Below are 14,781 nucleotides of genomic sequence, written 5' to 3'. Positions count from 1 at the left end.
GTGGGGAGAGCATCGACCTGACCTCCTCCCAGCAGCAGGCGGCGGTGGGCTCCAGCGCGGGCGGCGAGCAGCAGGGCAGCCAGCAGCAGGGCAGCTGACCGGCACCCCTCACACCGCCTCCGGCGGGCGCCGCGCACCGCGTGCGGCACGGCGCCCGCCGGGAGCGGCACCTCGACCCGCTCCGATCCCGCTCCGATCCCGCTCCGATCCCGGCTCCAGGACGGCGGGGCCGGCGCGGGCGCCGGGGGAGCGGGCGCCGGAGACCCAGCCGCAGGAGGCGCCGCTCCCGACGGGGACGGCCGGATCGACTTGACCGGCACCGACCGCGCCCGCACCGCCCGCGGCTGAGCCCCGGCGTCCCGCAGGGGGCCAGAGGTCAGGTCAGGGGATCGACGACCGGGGTGCGCAGGTGCTCGTAGACGACGCTGGTGCGCACGTCGGCCACCTCGCGACGCTGGGTGAGCCGGTCGATGACGAAGGCGTACAGGGCGTCGGTGTCGGGCACGGCGACGTGCAGGAGGAAGTCCTCGGTGCCGGAGACGACGAAGACCCCGACGGTCTCGGGCAGCTGGCGCACCCAGTCGCGGAAGGCCTCGATCACCTCCCGCTTGGGCGGGCGGATGCGCACGGCGATCAGCGCCTGGACCGGGCGGCCGACGGCGGCCAGGTCCACCTCGGCGTGGTAGCCGCGCACCACCCCGCGCCGGCGCAGCGCCCGCACGCGCTCCAGGGCGGTGGACGGCGCCACGCCCACCGCCTCGGCGAGGTCGCGGTTGGTGCGCCGCGCATCGTTCTGCAGGTGGCGCAGCAGCGCCCGGTCCAGTTCGTCCAGCGCCACGGCACGAGCCCTCCTGCCGAAGGATGTTCGAGACGGACGCCGCGGACCCACCGGACCTCCTAGCGTCCAGGCCCATGACCGTACAGATCCCGGGGCCGGTGGGCGTGCGCAGCGCCATCGTCCTGGACCGCCAGCTGCCCGCCGGGCTGGCCGCCAACGCCGCCGCCGTCCTCGCCCTGACCCTCGGGGCCCTGGAGCCGGACCTGCCCGGACCGGACGTCCCCGACGCCGCCGGCGAGGTGCACCCCGGCCTGTTCCCGACCGGGCTGCCCGTGCTGGCCGCGGCGGCCGGCGACCTGGCGCCGCTGCGGGCCCGGGCGCTGCGGGCCGGGGTGCGGGTGGTGGACCTGCCGGCCGTCGGCCAGCAGACCACCGACTACGAGGCCTTCTGCGCCGCCGTGGCCGCCACCGCCGCGGCGGACCTGGCCTACGCCGGCGTGCTGCTGCACGGTCCGGCCAGGGCCGTGCGGTCCCTGACCGGCGGGCTGCCCCTGCTCCGCTGACCGCGTCAGGAGCTGCGCCGACCGCGTCAGGAGCTCAGCTGTCCGGTGCGGGTCAGGGCCGCGGCGACGTCGACCAGCTTGCGGTTGCCGTGCTGGCTCGCCCGCACCAGCAGGGCGAACGCCTGGTCGGCGGTGATCGTGAAGCGCTCCATCAGGATGCCCTTGGCCTGCCCGATCACGTCCCGGCTGCCCAGCGCCGTGCGCAGCTGGTCCTGCTCCTGGGCCCCGACCATCGCCACCGCCGCGTGGGCGGCGAAGAGCAGCGCGACGTGCTCGGACTCCTCGTCGAAGGCGTTCGCCTCCTCGCTGAGCAGGTTCAGCGAACCCAGGTCCCCGCCCTCGCCGTGGACGTACAGCTGGACGGCCAGCATGCTGCCCGCTCCCAGCTGGCGGGCCCGCGCGGCGAAGTCCGGCCAGCGCTCCTCGGCGTCCACGTCGGGGATCCGCGCGGTCTGCCGCTCGAACAGGGTGTCCAGGCACGGGCCCTGCTCGGTCTCGTACTGGGCGTGGTCGACGGCGCGGGGCAGGTCGCTGGTGGAGGCGCGGGTGATCACCTCCCGGCGGCGCTCGATGGAGGACAGGCTCGCGTGCTGGGCGCCGGGCACGGTGGCCACCACCGCCTGCACGATCGCGTCCAGGGTGGCCTGGACGTCGTCCTCCTGCTCCAGGGTCCGGGCCAGGTCCGCGAGCTGGGTGGCGAGGTCGTCCTGGTCGGCGGGCGGGCCCTGGTCGTCGCTCATGGGCGCATCGTCCCTGCTCGCGGGGGCGTCGTCGCCTCGAGCGGCCGCGCCGGCGGCAGGAGGTCGAGGGCGGTCCGGCATGCAGGGTCTTCGACATGCCGGACCTGACCCACCGCGGTGCCCGGGCGCTGCTGGCAGGCTCCCCCAAGGGCACCACCCCGACGGCCGGCCCGCTCGCCGAACCCGCTCAGCCGTCCTCGCCGGACCGGACCGGTCCTCCCCAGCCCTGCTCGACCGAGGCGCGGCACCGGTCGGGCTGGTCCCCCGCGCTGGTGAACAGCGCGGTCAGCAGAGCGGCGCCGTGGTCGAGCGTCCGGCGCGGCAGCGGGCCGTTGGCGACCAGGGAGACCACTCCGTGGCCGAGGGCCCAGCTCTGGATCGCCAGCTCCAGCGGGTCGGTGCCGGCGCGGAAGCGGCCGGCGTCCTGGGCCCGTCGCGCGGCTCGGACCAGGTGCCCCAGGGTCGCGTCGGCGGCCTCGAGGTCCTCGAGGCCGAAGGTGGCGTCGAACATGACTCGGTACAGGTCGGGGTGGTCCAGGGCGTTGCCGAGGTAGGCGGCGACCAGGGCGGTCAGGTCCCGCACCGGGTCCTCGGACGTCGGCACGGTCGTGAACCGGGCCGCCAGGCGGGTGAAGCCCTCCTGCCGCAGGGCCCTCCACACGCCGTCCATGCCGCCGAAGTGGGTGTAGACGGCCATGGTCGACACGCCGGTCCCCGGACCTCCAGGCCCTCACGAGGAGGAACCACCATGGCCGTCACCCTGGTCGACCCCGCAGGACTGCCCACGGTCGACCTCTACCGGCAGGTGTCGGTCGCCACCGGGTCGAGGCTGGTGTTCCTCGCCGGCCAGGTCGCCGTCGACGCCGACGGGAGCAGGGTCGGCGAGGGCGACCTCGCCGCTCAGGTCGAGCAGTGCTACCTCGACGTCGGCACCGCCCTGGCCGAGGTCGGCGCCTCCTTCGACGACGTGGTGAAGCTGACCGTCTACCTCGTCGACTGGGCCCCCGAGAAGATGCCCCTGTTCGTCGAGGAGGAGCCCGGCCTCCTGGTGGAGGTCGAGGCCACCGCGGTCCTCGACTGAACCGGGCGCCTCGCGGCGCGCCGCGCCTAGCGGACGGCGCCGGTGCGCCGCCGCTCGCGGCGCACCGAGGTGAAGGCGCGCACCGCGAGCGCGACGAAGGCCGCGCACAGCAGGAGGTTGAGCAGGCCTGCCACGCGCGCCGTCCCGGCGTTCTCCGAGCCGGCCGCCGGGCTCGCGGCGAGCTGGCCGACGGAGCCCAGGAACCCCAGCAGGGCCACGCCCGCGGCGGCGTGCATCGCGTGCCGGTGCGCCGCCGTCCCCTCGCGGCGCCCGACGACCCCGCACACCACGAGGACCGCGCCGATCACGGCCGGGATGAGCGCGGTCGGGCTCGCGCCCGGCATCGAGCTCAGGTAGGCCCACAGCCCCACGGCCACGAGGGCCGCTCCGATGAGCGCGGCTGTCTTCGGCACGGTCTCCTCCGGGGTGCTGCGGGCGTCGGCTCGGTCGCCGTCCAGTCTGCTGCGCCGCGCGCCGCGGCGCCCGTCCCCCAGGTCGGGCCGTGGTGGAGATCACCGTGGTGGAGGTCACCGTGGTGGAGGTCACCGCGCTGGGCGTCGTCCTCGCCGAGTCGGACGAACGGGGCCCCGTGGACGGCGCGGAAGGGCCCGTTCGTCCGACTCGGCGCGCCTCGCGCCCGAGGACGGGGATCGGCCGGACGAGGGACCCCGGCGCGTCGCCGGGTGCGCGGGCGGACGGGGCCGGGGTGTAGCGTCACCCGCGTCGAACACCCGTTCGACGCGGGCTGCCCTTCCCCCTGGCCCGTCGCAGCCCGGGGGCGGCGCCCAGCGCGCGGACCCCGGCCGGCCCAGGGGGTCCCGCGGTGGTCCAGCCGTTCCCGCACCTGCACGTGGCCTCCGGCGCCTCCCTGCGCCACGGCACCAGCTCGCCGCGCGCGCTGGTGGCCCGCGCCGCCGACCTCGGCCTCGACGTCCTGGCCCTGACCGACCGGGACGGCCTGTACGGCGCCGTCAAGCACGTGGCGGCCTGCGCCGACGCCGGCATCGCGCCCGTGCTGGGCGCGGACCTCGCCGTCGAGCCCTCGGGCCTGCTGGGGGCCGCGTCCGGGGGGCGGGGGAGCGGGCAGCGGCCGCCGCGCGCCGCGCCCGCGCGCGGCGGCGCCGTGGTCGACCCCCGGCTGCCGCGCGTGACGGTGCTGGCCCACGCGGGCGGGCTCGGCCCGGACGGCGCCCTCCTGCCCTCCGGGGCCGGGTACGGGGCGCTGTGCCGCCTGGTCTCCGCCACCCACCTGCGCGGGCGGCGCGGACGGCCGGTGACCACCCTCGGGCTGGTCGGCGAGCACGCGGTCGACCCCGCCTCCGGCGCGCCCGCCCTCACGGTGCTGCTGGGTCCGGCCTCGGAGCTCGGGTGCGCCGTCCTCGCCCGGCGCACCGACCTCGCCCGCGCGGTGCTGGCCCGCTGGTACGACGCGCTGCCGCTCGGCTGCCTCGCCGTCGAGGTCGTCTGCCACGGCGGCCCGCCCGGGAGCCCCGGCAGCGTCGACCACGCCGTCCGCACCCTGGCCCTGGCCCGCGAGGCGGGCCTGCCCGCGGTGCTGACGAACGCCGTCCGGCACGCCGACCCCGACGGCGCCGTCACCGCCGACGTCCTGGACGCCGCGCGCCGCCTCGTGCCGCTGTCCTCCCGCGAGCTCGACCGCACCACCGGGCAGGGCTTCCTCAAGGGCACCGCGCAGATGAGCGCCGTGGCCGAGCGGGTGGCCGCCGCCGCCGGCGCGCCGCGCCCGGGGGAGCGCGGCGGGGCGGGGGACCTGCTGGCCGCCACGCACGCCCTCGCCGCCCGCTGCCGCCTCGACCCCGCCCGCGACCTGGGCCTCGGCTCGGTGCACCTGCCCGAGCCGGAGGTGCTCGGCCTGGCCCCGGGCACCGACGCCGACGCCGTGCTGCGTCAGCGCTGCGAGGCCGCCGTCGCCACCCGCTACCCCGGCGCGGGCGAGCGGCTGCTGCGCGACGTCCGCCGCCGCCTGGAGGAGGAGCTGGCCACGATCGCCGCGCTGCGCTACCCGACGTACTTCCTCACCGTCGCCCAGGTCTGCGACCTCGTGCGCGGCATGGGCGTGCGCGTCGCGGCCCGCGGCTCGGGCGCCGGCAGCCTCGTCAACCACCTGCTCGGCGTCTCCGGCGTCGACCCCCTCGCCCACGGGCTGCTCATGGAGCGCTTCCTGACCACCGCGCGGGCGCAGCTGCCCGACATCGACCTCGACGTCGAGTCCGCCCGGCGCACCGAGGTCTACGAGCGGGTCATCGACCGCTTCGGCGCCGAGCGGGTGGCCGCGGTGTCGGTGACGGACACCTACCGCGTGCGCCACGCCGTGCGCGACGCCGGCGCCGCGCTGGGGATGCTGCCCTCCGAGGTCGACGCGATCGCCAAGTCCTTCCCGCACGTGCGCGCCCGCGACGCCCGCGCCGCGCTCGCCGACCTGCCCGAGCTGCGCGCCTCCGGCCTGGACGCCGAGCGGCTGGACCTGCTCTACGACCTCGTCGAGCGCCTCGACGGCCTGCCGCGCCACACCGCCCTGCACCCGTGCGGGGTGCTGCTCTCCGACGCCACGCTGCTCTCGCGCACCCCCGTGGAGGCCAGCTGGCTCGGCTTCCCGATGAGCCAGTACGACAAGGACGACGTCGAGGTGCTGGGGCTGCTCAAGCTCGACGTGCTCGGCATCCGGATGCAGTCGGCCATGGCGCACGCGGTCGCGGAGGTCGAGCGGGTCGACGGGGTGCGCGTCGACCTCGACGACCGCAGCCGCGTGCCGCTGGACGACGAGGCCGCCTTCCGGCTGGTCCGCTCCACCCGCACCCTCGGCTGCTTCCAGATCGAGTCCCCGGGCCAGCGCGAGCTCATCGGCCGGTTCGCCCCCCAGGACTTCGCCGACCTCGTGGTCGACATCTCCCTGTTCCGGCCCGGGCCCGTGAAGTCCGACATGGTCACCCCGTTCCTCGCCGCCCGGCAGGGGTGGGCGGCGCCGGACTTCCTCCACCCCCGGCTGCGCCCGGCGCTGGAGGAGACCGGCGGCGTGGTCGTCTTCCACGAGCAGGTGCTGCGCATCGTCGCCGAGACCGCCGGGGTGAGCCTGACCCAGGCTGACGAGGTGCGCCGCGCCATGGGCAGCCGCGACGGGCAGGCGGAGGTCGAGGCGTGGTGGCGCCCCCTCGCGCTCGCGCGCGGGTTCGCGCCCGCCGACGTCGACCGCATCTGGGAGGTGCTGCGCGCCTTCGCCTCCTTCGGCTTCTGCAAGGCGCACGCGGCGGCGTTCGCGCTGCCGACCTACCAGTCGGCGTGGCTGAAGGCCCACCACCCGGCGGCGTTCCTCGCCGGGGTGCTCACCCACGACCCCGGCATGTACCCCAAGCGCCTGGTCCTCGACGACGCGCGCACCCTCGGCATCGCCGTGCTGCCCCTCGACGTCAACGCCTCGACCGGCGCCTACCGGGTCGAGCGGGTGGACGCCGCGCACGCCCCGCCCCCGGGAGCCTCCGCGGCCGAGCCGGCGGAGCTGCTGGCCCGGTGGGGGCCGCTGGCCGCCGGGTACCGGCTGGACGCCGCGGTGCCGGACGGGCGCGGGTACGGCATCCGGCTGTCCCTGGCCGACGTCAAGGGCATCTCGGCCGCGGAGGTGGCCCGCGTCGTCGCCGGCCAGCCGTACCACTCCCTCGCCGACTTCTGGAACCGCGCGCGGGCCTCCCGCCCGGTCGTCGAGCGGCTCGTCGTCGCCGGTGCCTTCGACGCCCTGTACGGGATCGGCGCCCGGGCGCCCGTGCGCCGCCGCGGTGCGCTCACCCGGCGCGACCTGCTGCTGCAGGTCGCCGACCTCGACCGCCACGCCCGGGCCACCGCGTCCGGCTCCCGCCCCGCCGGAGCTGCTGCCCGCTCCGCCGCCCCCCGCGCCTGGCCCTCCCCCTCCCGCCGTGATCTTGCACGTCCGGACTCCGCCGGCCCGGACGTGCAAGATCACGAGGAGGTGGGCCGGGACGGGCGGTCGTGGCTCGGCGTGCGCGAGGCGGCCGCGCGGCAGTCGCAGGCCCCCGCACCCGCTGCGAGCGAGCAGCCGGTGCAGCTGGCGCTCGACCTCGGCGACGCCCCCTCCGAGACGACCTCCAGCGGGCTGCCGGAGATGACCGGCGCGGAGCGCGTGCGCGCGGAGCTGGAGGTGCTGGGCCTCGACGCCAGCCAGCACGTCGTCGAGGCCTACGAGCCGCTGCTCGCCGCGCTCGGCGTCACCCGCGGGCGCGACCTGCTGCGCCGCCGCAGCCGCAGCGACCTGCTCGTGGCCGGCGTCAAGGTCGCCACCCAGACCCCGCCGATCCGCTCCGGGCGCCGGATCGTCTTCCTCACCCTCGACGACGCCACCGGCCCGGTCGACGCCACGTTCTTCGAGGACGTCCAGGGCCCCTTCGCGGCGACGGTGTTCGGCTCGTGGCTGCTGCTCGTGCGCGGGGAGCTGCGCCGCACCGGCCCGCGCGGGGTCTCCCTGCGCGCCACCGGCGCCTGGGAGCTGCCCGTGGTCTGGGACGTCTGGCGCGAGGGCGGCCTGGACGCCGTCCAGCAGCTGCTCGCCACCGCCGCGGGTCACGACGAGCGCTCCGTCGCCGGGGCCGCGGCCAGCCGCGCGACCCGCCCGGTGGTCGCCCTCCCGCCCCTGGGTGCGCCGCGGGTGCTCGGCCAGGACCGCGATGACGGCGTCCTGCCGGGCGCGGACGGAGGCCGCAGCGGCCCCCAGCAGCACCGGGGCGCCGCGGCGGCCCAGCGCACCGCGGCGGCCGGACGCGCCGCCGAGCAGGCGGCCGAGCAGGCGGCCGCTCGGGCGCGCCGTCCGCAGCCGGAGGAGGTCGAGGAGTCGCGCGCCGGCGGCATGGGCGGCTCCCGCTCGCGCCGGGTGCTGGTGCACGCCAGCGGCTTCCGCCAGTCGCCGTACGCCGACGTCATGCCCGTCGGGGGGGACGTGCGCGACACCCGCTCGATGGCCGGGGCCGCCGGAGCGGGCCAGGAGCCCCGCCCGGAGCCGCGCCCGGAGCCGGACGAGGACGCCGAGCGCCGGGCCCGCCGCGAGGCCCCCCGCAAGGTGTGGCACTCCAGCTCGGGGAGCTCTGGTCGCTGATGGGGCGGCGCCAGCTGGAGCGCTCCGGGGCGGGCCGCGCTGGCGCGGCCGGCGAGGCGGACCGCGACGACGCGGGCTGCACCGTCCTGCACGTGGACATGGACGCCTTCTACGCCTCCGTCTCGCTGCTCGACCGACCCGAGCTGGTGGGCCGCCCGGTCGTGGTGGGCGGAGGCGGCACCCGCGGGGTGGTCCTGTCCGCGACCTACGAGGCGCGCCGGGTGGGGGTGCACTCGGCGATGCCGGTGGGCCGGGCGCGGCGGCTGTGCCCCGAGGCGGTGGTCCTGGAGCCCGACCACGCCCGCTACGCCGAGGTCTCCCGCGGCGTGATGGCGATCTTCGCCTCGGTCACGCCCGTCGTGGAGCCGCTGAGCCTCGACGAGGCCTTCCTCGACGTCTCCGGCGCCGTGCGCCGCCTCGGGCGACCCGCGCGCATCGCCGAGCTGGTGCGCGACCGCGTCGCCGACGAGCAGGGCGTCACCTGCTCGGTCGGGGTGGCCGCCACCAAGTCCGTCGCCAAGCTGGCCTCGGGCCGGTGCAAGCCCGACGGGATGCTCGTCGTGCCCGCCGCCCGGGCGACGGCCTTCCTGCACCCCCTGCCCGTCGGCGCGCTGTGGGGCGTGGGGGAGCACACCGAGGAGCAGCTGCTGCGCCTGGGCCTGCGCACCGTGGGCGACGTGGCCCACACCCCGGTGCCGACGCTGCGCCGCGCCCTCGGCGACGCCACCGGGACGTCGCTGCACGCCCTCGCGTGGGGGCGCGACCCGCGGCCCGTGGTCCCGGCCGCGCCCGAGCGCAGCACCGGCGCCGAGGAGACCTTCGCCCGCGACGTCAGCGACCCGGACGTGGTGCTGCGGGAGCTGCTGCGCCTGTCCGAGCGCACGGCCGCCCGGCTGCGCTCCGGGGGCCACGTCGGCCGCACCGTGGTGCTCAAGGTCCGCTTCTCCGACTTCACCACGATCACCCGCTCGCGCACGCTGCGCGAGCCCACGGACGTCGGCCGGGAGGTGTACGGCACCGCCGCCGCGCTCTGGCGCTCCCTGGGCCTGCAGCGGGCCCGGATCCGCCTGGTCGGCGTGCGCGTGGAGGGCCTCGCGGACGCCGTCAGCACCCCGCGCCAGCTGGTGCTCGGCGAGCGCCCCGAGGGGTGGCGGGAGGCGGAGCGGGCGGTGGACCGGGCCAGCGCCCGCTTCGGCGCCGGGGCGGTCCGACCGGCGGTCCTCCTGGCGTCACGAAGCAATCACAGGGTGTGACGACCGCCACCCTGCCACCCGGCTTTCCCCACACCTGCGGGCGACCTATCCTGGGGGCACTTCGTAGGCACGACCGCAGGAGGTCGCGGTGCCGCTGTCCGACCACGAGCAGCGCTTGCTCGAGCAGATGGAGCAGCAGCTGCTCTCCGACGACCCCCGCTTCGCCTCCACGATGCGGGGGCCGCGCTCCGTCCCCGCCGCTCGGCGGCGCATCGTCATCGGCGTGGTCGCGGTGCTCGTCGGCCTGGGCGTCCTGGTCCTGGCCGTCGTCCAGAGGAGCCCGTGGATCGGCGCCGGGGCGTTCGTCCTCATGCTCGGCGGGCTCGTGTACGCGCTGTCCGCTCCCACCGCGCGCTCCCGCCCGCTCGGCGTGGTTCGCGGCGGTGCCCGCCCGGCGGCGCACCCCTCCCGCGGCGGCCGCGGCAAGCGCCCGAGCCCCCGCTCTCCCCGCAGCGGCACCTTCATGCAGCGCCTCGAGCAGCGCTGGGAGCGCCGCCGCGACGACCGCTGGGGCTGATCAGCCCCCGACCGAACCCGACCGACGGAGCGGCCCGGAGCACCTCCGGGCCGCTCCGCCGTCTGCGCTCAGCGGCGTCGTCTGCGCCTCCGTCGTCTGCGCCTCAGCGGCGCAGCAGCCGCGTCCTGACCGCGCGAGCGGCGCGGCGCAGGTGCGCCACGCCCGAGGCGGGCAGCACCCGCCACCGCCAGGTCGCCGCGCGGGGTCGGTCGGCGACGATCGCCCCGACCACCGCGCGCACGTCCTGCGCCAGCGCGTCCTCGGCGCGCCCGGCGCCGCGCGCCGGCGCGTAGCGCGAGGCCTCCACCGCGGTCACCAGCCGGCCCAGCGCCTCCTCGCGGCCGTGGCCGGACAGCTGCCGGCCCACCTGGCGGGGCGTCGCCGAGGCCGCCAGCGGCACGCCGAGGTCGCCGACCTGCTCGACGAGGTCCGCCCAGGCGGCCTCCGCGCGCTGCGCGGGCGTGGCCGCCCGCTGCCAGCGGTGCCGGCGCACCACCGAGCGGCTGACCAGGGGCGCGGCCAGGACGCCGGCGACGAGCGCGGCGACCACCGGCACCTGCCACGGCAGCCCGGACGCCGCGGGCGCCGCCGAGGCGTCCGGGACGTCGGCCGCGCCGCCGCCCTCGTCGGCCCGCTGGGGTGCGGGAGCGGGCGCCGCGGCGCTGGGCGCGGCCGCCGCGCTGGGCACGGGCGCCGCCACGGGCGGCACGGTCCACCCCGGCACCGCTCCGCTGCGGGTGCCGGGCGTCGGCTCGAAGCGCACCCACCCGGCCCCGGCGAAGTACAGCTCCGGCCAGGCGTGGGCGTCGCGCAGGGTGATCTCCCACTCGCCGTCGTCGACCTCCTGGCCGGGCAGGAAGCCCACCGCCACGCGCGCGGGGATGCCCAGGGTGCGCGCCATCACCGCCATCGCGGAGGCGTAGTGCGTGCAGTACCCCTCCTTGTCGGCGAGGAAGTCGGCCAGCGCGCTGGAGGTGTCCGGCTCGGGGGCGTCGTGGGTGTAGGTGAAGCCGCCGCCGGAGCGGAAGTAGGTCTGCAGGGCCACGGCGCGCGCGTACGGGTCCTGCTCGTCGCCGGCGACCTCCTGCGCGGTCTGCGCGATCAGCGGCGGCAGGTCCGCGGGCGCGGCGCCGTAGGCGGCCACGACGTCCTCGGGCGCGGGCGGGGCGGTGGCCAGCTGCTCGGCGCTGGGGGTCACCTCCAGGTAGTCGACCACGTACTCCTGGCCGGCCCGGGTGCGCGTGCCGCTGGCACCGAGGACGTTCAGGGTGGCGGGGTCGAAGCGCCAGTCGCCGTCCACGTCGACCCGGGTGGGCGGGTACGGCACCGGCAGCCACTGCTGGCGCAGGGCCTCGACGTCCACCTCGTAGCGGCTGGGCCGGGTGGGCGTGGCCGGGTCCAGGCCCGGCGGGGGCGTCAGCGGGCTCCGCAGGTCCTGCTGCGCCGCGGGCTCCGGCGCCGTCGGCTCCCAGGTGTCGCCGTCGAAGGTGTCGACCGTGACGATCCGCAGCGGCTGGGGGGTGGGCACGTCCGTGCGGTAGCGCAGCACCCGCGCGTCCCGGTCGGCCTCCAGGTCGGCGCGCAGGTCCAGCAGCGGGTCGACGGAGTCCAGCGACCCGCCCCGGCCGCCCCCGCCCGCACCGGCCAGGACGGCGCCGCCGCTGACGGTGGGGACGAGCGCGGGCACGACCACGGCCGCTGCCACGGCCACCGCGGCCGCCGCCCGGGCGGCGCTCGGCCAGGACGGCGCGCTGTCGGCGCCCGCGCCCGCGCGCACCGGCACCCGGCGGCCCCACCGCCCGGTGCGCCCCGGCTCGTCGGAGGCGAGCAGCAGCAGGTACCCGACCGCGGCGAGGACGAACCAGCCCGCGCCGAGGCCCCCGGGCGCGAACACCGCGGCCGTGGAGTGCACGGCCAGCAGCGGCAGGCCGGCGAGGGCGGGGCGCCGCAGGCCCGCGGCGAGCAGGTCCACCAGCACGGCCACCAGGCCCGCGCCCGCGGTCGCGAACAGGCGGATGCCGGGCCCGGGCGCCACGGGCGCGCCCTGCGCCCACACCGCCTCGGCCCCCTCGCCGGCCACGCGGGCCAGCTCGGCCCAGGCCGACGGCCCGGGCAGCAGGCCCAGCACCGCCTGCGCGGGCGCGAACAGCAGCGAGAGCACCACCGCCAGGGCGGCCAGCTGCGCGAGGACGACGAGGCCGGGGTGGGTGGGCGGGCGGGGGAGGGCCTGCGCGCCCGCGCCGACCGCGGCGACCACCACGACGGCCGCGAGGGCCTCGAGCAGCCACGCGGTGCCCGAGATCACCGGGCGCAGGCCCACGGCCACGGCCGCCACCGCCAGGGCGCCGCACGCGCGCGGCCACCACCAGGAGCTCATGCCCGTCCTTCCAGCAGGGAGCGCCACACCCGCGCCACCGGCTCACCGTACGTCGCGGGTACGACGGACCAGCCCCCCGCGGCCAGCGCCGAGCGGGCGCGGGAGGCCTCCGCGCGCGGGTCCCGGTGCCGCGCGGCGGGCCGCCCGGGCCAGGTGCCCGTGTCCGCCAGCACCGCCAGGCCCCGCACGCCGCGTCCCGGCAGCGGCGCCAGCGGCGCGACGTCCGCGCCGTCGACCTGGCCCAGGACGGCCACGACGAGGCTCTCGCCGGTCGTGGGGCCCACCGCTCCCGCGGCCGCGGCCAGCACCTCCGCAGGGCCGGTGCCCACCACCGCGAGGGCGTCGAGCAGGTCCGCCGCGCTGGCGGCCCGGTGCACCTGCCACCCGGCACCGGAGCCCGCGCCGCCGCCCGCCGCGCCCTCGGCCGCCGTCCCGCTGACGACCCGCACCCCGTACCCGGCGGAGGAGAGCAGCACCGCCACCGACGCGGCGGCGCTGACCGCCCACTCGAAGGAGGAGTCCGGGCCGTGCCCGCAGTGCGCCTGCTCGCGCCGGTCGAGCAGCACGGTCGCGCGGCGCGAGCGGGGCTGCTCGTCCTGGCGCACCATCAGCTCCCCGCGCCGGGCGCTCGAGCGCCAGTGCACGCGCCGCAGGTCGTCCCCGGAGCGGTACTCGCGCGTGGTGACGTCGCGGTCCCCGGCGCTGACCAGCGCCCGCCGCGCGGCCTCCCCGGCCCCCGCCCAGCCGGGGTCTCCCGCCAGCGGGGCCAGGGCCTCCACGTGCGGGAGCACCAGGAGCGGCTGCTCGGCGCCGACGTCCCCGGGCACCTCGCACAGGCCGAAGGGGTCCCCGACGCGCACCTGCAGCGGCCCGAGGCGGTGCCGCCCGCGCACGCCGGGCCGCAGCGTGTAGGCGACGGCGGAGCGGGCGCCCGCGGGCAGCCGCTCGAGCGCGAAGCGGGGCGCGGTGCCGAGCGCCGCGGGGCAGCGGTCCTGGGCGAGCACCGCGCCGGTGGTGACCGAGGCGGTGTTCACCAGCTCCAGGCGCACGCGGGTGGAGCCGCCCGCGTGCACCCGCTCGGGCGTCGCGGTGCGCGCGACCCGCAGGCGCGAGCGGCTGCGGGCGGCGACGAGCAGCGCGGCCAGCGGCAGGACGACGAGCAGCACCCCGACGCGCAGCAGGTCGCGCTGGCCCAGGGCCAGGCCGCACGCGGCGGCGCTGGCCCCCGCGGCGAGGAGGCTGTGCCCGCGCAGGGTGAGCCCCCGCACGGCGCCGCGCCGGCTCACCGGCCCGGCGGCGCCGGGACGGGCACCCGCCCCAGCAGCTCCTCCAGCACGCCCGCGGGCGTGCGGCGCGCCAGCTGGGCGTCGGCCGTCAGCACCAGCCGGTGCGCCAGCACGCGCACCAGCAGGTCCTGGACGTCGTCGGGCAGCACGTGGTCGCGCCCGGCCAGCGCCGCCGAGGCCCGGGCGGCCCGCAGCAGGTGCAGGCTCGCCCGCGGGGAGGCGCCGAGGGCGACGTCGGGGTGCTCGCGCGTGGCGCCCACGAGGTCGAGCAGGTACTGCTTGACCGCCGAGGAGGCGTGCACGGCGGCCGCCGTGGCGACCGCGCGCCGGATCCCCTCGGCGTCCGTGACGGCCTCCAGGTGGCCCAGCGGGTCGCTCTCGCCGTGGGTGTCGAGCATCGCCATCTCCGCGGCGGCGGCGGGGTAGCCCATCGAGATCCGGGCCATGAAGCGGTCGCGCTGCGCCTCGGGCAGGGCGTAGGTGCCCTCCATCTCGCTGGGGTTCTGCGTGGCGACGACCATGAACGGCGGCGCCAGCAGGTGCGTGGTGCCGTCGACGGTGACCTGCCGCTCGGCCATGCACTCGAGCAGCGCCGACTGCGTCTTGGGCGAGGCCCGGTTGATCTCGTCGCCGACGACGACGTTGGCGAACACCGGCCCGGGCTCGAACCGGAAGGACTGCACCCGGGCGTCGTAGACGCTGACGCCGGTCAGGTCGCTCGGCAGCAGGTCGGGGGTGAACTGCACCCGCCGCACCGAGCAGCCGCTGGCGCGGGCGAGCGCCTTGGCCAGCAGCGTCTTGCCGACGCCGGGCACGTCCTCGACCAGCAGGTGGCCCTCGGCCAGCAGCACCGTCAGCGCGGTGCGCACGGCCTCGCTCTTGCCCTCCACCACCGACTCCACGGCCGCGCGCACGCGTCCGAGGACGTCGAGCAGCTCGGCGAGCCCGCCGCCGGGGTCGCCCAGCGCGCCGGCGGACCCGCCGGGGAGCCCGCTCTGCAGCCCGCTCGAGAGCCCGCCCCCCAGCCGGCCCTCGAGACCGTCCCCGAGCCCGTCCGAGTACCGCGGCTG

11 protein-coding genes and 1 pseudogene are annotated in these 14,781 nt (G+C 78.3%); 5 read left to right on the top strand and 7 right to left on the bottom strand.

Annotated elements, in window-relative coordinates:
* Nucleotides 1-376: 376 nt before the first annotated feature.
* The gene (locus BLS82_RS10395; protein WP_092865352.1) at nt 377-832 is read right to left on the bottom strand and encodes an Lrp/AsnC family transcriptional regulator; all 456 of its coding nucleotides are present in this window, start codon (nt 830-832) and stop codon (nt 377-379) included.
* Between the two features lie 80 nt (nt 833-912).
* Between BLS82_RS10395 and BLS82_RS10390 the strand changes: the two genes are divergently transcribed.
* A complete protein-coding gene (locus BLS82_RS10390) occupies nt 913-1,341 on the top strand; it encodes a DUF2000 family protein (protein ID WP_092864827.1) in 429 nt (142 codons plus the stop codon).
* A 26-nt stretch (nt 1,342-1,367) separates the two neighbouring features.
* Here BLS82_RS10390 and BLS82_RS10385 read toward each other — a convergent pair whose 3' ends face one another.
* Nucleotides 1,368-2,081 carry a GAF and ANTAR domain-containing protein gene (locus tag BLS82_RS10385; protein ID WP_092864824.1) on the bottom strand — a complete coding sequence of 238 codons (714 nt, stop codon included), beginning with the start codon at nt 2,079-2,081 and terminating at the stop codon, nt 1,368-1,370.
* Nucleotides 2,082-2,268: 187 nt separating this feature from the next.
* Nucleotides 2,269-2,796 (bottom strand): annotated as a pseudogene (locus BLS82_RS10380) (TetR/AcrR family transcriptional regulator); the annotation flags it as partial.
* Nucleotides 2,797-2,829: 33 nt separating this feature from the next.
* Here BLS82_RS10380 and BLS82_RS10375 point away from each other — a divergent pair.
* The gene (locus tag BLS82_RS10375; RefSeq protein ID WP_092864822.1) at nt 2,830-3,162 is read left to right on the top strand and encodes a RidA family protein; all 333 of its coding nucleotides are present in this window, start codon (nt 2,830-2,832) and stop codon (nt 3,160-3,162) included.
* A 26-nt stretch (nt 3,163-3,188) separates the two neighbouring features.
* On the opposite strand, the gene BLS82_RS10370 is transcribed toward BLS82_RS10375, so the two are convergent.
* A complete protein-coding gene (locus BLS82_RS10370) occupies nt 3,189-3,575 on the bottom strand; it encodes a hypothetical protein (RefSeq protein ID WP_092864819.1) in 387 nt (128 codons plus the stop codon).
* A gap of 410 nt (nt 3,576-3,985) precedes the next feature.
* On the opposite strand from BLS82_RS10370, the gene BLS82_RS10360 reads away from it, so the two are divergent.
* The 3 genes from BLS82_RS10360 (at nt 3,986) to BLS82_RS10350 (ending at nt 10,048) form a co-directional block, all read left to right on the top strand.
* A complete protein-coding gene (locus BLS82_RS10360; protein WP_143028803.1) occupies nt 3,986-8,278 on the top strand; it encodes a DNA polymerase III subunit alpha in 4,293 nt (1,430 codons plus the stop codon).
* Nucleotides 8,278-9,531 (top strand): DNA polymerase IV, encoded by a 1,254-nt coding sequence (dinB, locus tag BLS82_RS10355; RefSeq protein WP_092865346.1) that lies wholly within the window; start codon nt 8,278-8,280, stop codon nt 9,529-9,531. The genes BLS82_RS10360 and dinB overlap by 1 nt, the downstream gene beginning before the upstream one ends.
* Nucleotides 9,532-9,619: 88 nt before the next feature.
* On the top strand, nt 9,620-10,048 hold the full coding sequence (locus BLS82_RS10350; RefSeq protein WP_092864813.1) for a DUF3040 domain-containing protein: 429 nt from the start codon (nt 9,620-9,622) through the stop codon (nt 10,046-10,048).
* 103 nt (nt 10,049-10,151) lie between these two features.
* Here the strand turns inward: BLS82_RS10350 and BLS82_RS10345 are convergent, their stop codons facing one another.
* From BLS82_RS10345 to BLS82_RS10335, 3 genes are read right to left on the bottom strand one after another with little or no spacing between them, the layout of a single operon-like run.
* A complete protein-coding gene (locus tag BLS82_RS10345) occupies nt 10,152-12,425 on the bottom strand; it encodes a transglutaminase TgpA family protein (RefSeq protein ID WP_092864810.1) in 2,274 nt (757 codons plus the stop codon).
* A complete protein-coding gene (locus BLS82_RS10340) occupies nt 12,422-13,711 on the bottom strand; it encodes a DUF58 domain-containing protein (protein ID WP_092864807.1) in 1,290 nt (429 codons plus the stop codon). The genes BLS82_RS10345 and BLS82_RS10340 overlap by 4 nt, the downstream gene beginning before the upstream one ends.
* Nucleotides 13,708-14,676, bottom strand: coding sequence for an AAA family ATPase (locus BLS82_RS10335; RefSeq protein ID WP_369811076.1), 969 nt, complete (start codon nt 14,674-14,676; stop codon nt 13,708-13,710). Before BLS82_RS10335 ends, BLS82_RS10340 begins: the two co-directional genes overlap by 4 nt.
* Between the last annotated feature and the right edge of the window lie 105 nt (nt 14,677-14,781).

The organism is Quadrisphaera sp. DSM 44207 (genome assembly GCF_900101335.1).
GTDB lineage: Bacteria > Actinomycetota > Actinomycetes > Actinomycetales > Quadrisphaeraceae > DSM-44207.
The sequence above is the reverse complement of the archived record's forward strand: the minus strand, read 5'-3'. Positions and strand labels throughout refer to the sequence as shown.